General features: G+C 66.7%; 3 protein-coding genes. 1 reads left to right on the top strand and 2 read right to left on the bottom strand.

Annotated features, from left to right (window positions below):
- The coding region (locus AB1555_20045; GenBank protein MEW6248970.1) for a site-specific DNA-methyltransferase at nucleotides 1-1,195 on the top strand (1,195 nt) is incomplete at its 5' end.
- Here AB1555_20045 and AB1555_20050 read toward each other — a convergent pair.
- A complete protein-coding gene (locus tag AB1555_20050) occupies nucleotides 1,159-1,527 on the bottom strand; it encodes a hypothetical protein (protein MEW6248971.1) in 369 nt (122 codons plus the stop codon). The two genes, AB1555_20045 and AB1555_20050, sit on opposite strands and share 37 nt — an antisense overlap.
- 71 nt (nucleotides 1,528-1,598) lie before the next feature.
- Nucleotides 1,599-1,819 (bottom strand): hypothetical protein (locus AB1555_20055; GenBank protein ID MEW6248972.1); only part of this gene is annotated, 221 nt, incomplete at its 5' end.

Here is a 1,819-nt window from a genome sequence, read left to right on the forward strand (position 1 = left end):
CCAGCACTCGGACGAGCAGATCGCCCAGATCGCGGCCTCCATCGCCGAGTTCGGCTTCGTCAATCCCTGCCTGGTCGGCGCCGACGGTGTGCTGGTCGCGGGCCATGGGCGGCTCGCCGCCGCGCGCAAGCTGGGCCTGTCCACCGTGCCGGTGGTGGTGCTCGATCACCTGACGCCGACGCAGCGCCGGGCGCTGGTCCTCGCCGATAACCGGCTCGCGGAGCTCTCGACCTGGGACGATGTGCTACTGCGCATCGAACTTGAGGCACTGCAGGACGAAGGCTTCGACCTCGATTTGACCGGTTTCGATGCCGATGCGTTGGCCGAGCTACTGGCCGGTGAGGAGCCAGAGCACGAAGGCCAGACCGAGGACGACGCCGTCCCGGAGATTCCGGAAGAGCCGGTGTCCAAGCCGGGCGACGTCTGGAGGCTGGGGCCGCACCGTCTGGTCTGCGGCGATGCGACCGCGGCAGAGGCCTACGCGCAGCTGTTCCCGGACGGCGAGCGGGCGGACATGGTCTTCACCGATCCGCCGTACAACGTGAACTACGCCAACAGCGCCAAGGACAAGCTGCGGGGCAAGCACCGTCCCATTCTCAACGACGCGCTCGGCGCAGGCTTTCACGACTTTCTCTACGACGCGCTGTCGCTGCTCGTTGCCCACACCCGCGGCGCGATCTACGTCGCCATGTCGTCGAGCGAGCTCGACACCCTGCAGGCGGCGTTCCGCTCTGCCGGCGGCCACTGGTCTACGTTCATCATCTGGGCGAAGAACACCTTCACGCTGGGCCGCGCCGACTACCAGCGCCAGTACGAGCCGATCCTCTACGGTTGGCCCGAGGGCGCGGAGCGCCACTGGTGCGGCGACCGCGACCAGGGCGACGTCTGGCAGATCAAGAAGCCGCAGAAGAACGACCTGCACCCGACCATGAAGCCGGTGGAGTTGGTCGAACGGGCGATCCGCAATTCGAGTCGTCCCGGCGACGTGGTGCTGGACCCCTTCGGCGGTTCCGGCACCACCCTGATCGCCGCCGAGAAGTCAGGGCGCGTGGCGCGCCTGATCGAACTCGACCCGAAGTATGCGGACGTGATCGTGCGGCGCTGGCAGGACTGGACGGGCAAGCAGACCACCCGCGAATCGGATGGCCTGGCGTTCGATCAGGCGGCGACTTCCTCCTCGACGATCTCGCAGTGAATCACGAACCCGGTCAGATAAGGAAGCCCGCGCGGGATACCGTAGTCCTTACTGGTGCGGCGTCCGATGGTCCATTCCATCCACTGCCGGGTGGCGGCGCGGATCGCGTCGTGGAGGGCATGGCCCGCATGCTTGCGGTTGAGGACTTCGTCCGCGAAGTGGCGTCCGTGGCGGCTGTCGAGGAAGGCCCGCACCGCTTCGAAGGGCTGTCCCGTGGCGTCGGAGATGGCGTTCATCGCGATGGGCCAGGCGGCTTGCGCGTGCGCGTCCATCGTGCCCCAGAAGCCCCAGGCTTCGTTGCGGGTGGCGGGGATCGTATCGGCGGTGGTCATCGTTGTCTCCTTCGTTGATCGTTGCGACACACGTATGAACGCGCTGTTCGATCAGGAAGCCAAGCTCAATCTCAATCATCTCGCGTCGTCTGTTGGCGACCGGTTACGGCGGCCAGCTTGGCGCGGGCCGACGCGCTTTCCCAGTGGCAGGGTCCGTTGCCGTGCGCAGCCTCTTCGCTCCAGCGGGCCAGGATTTCGTCATCGCTCCAGCCCTTGGCGGTGAGGTAGGCGTAGTCGTCGGCGTCGTAGTTGCTGTGGGTGAGGATGGCGCGGGTGGGTTTCATGCTGTGCT

It is taken from the genome of Nitrospirota bacterium (assembly GCA_040755395.1).
GTDB lineage: Bacteria > Nitrospirota > Nitrospiria > Nitrospirales > Nitrospiraceae > DATLZU01.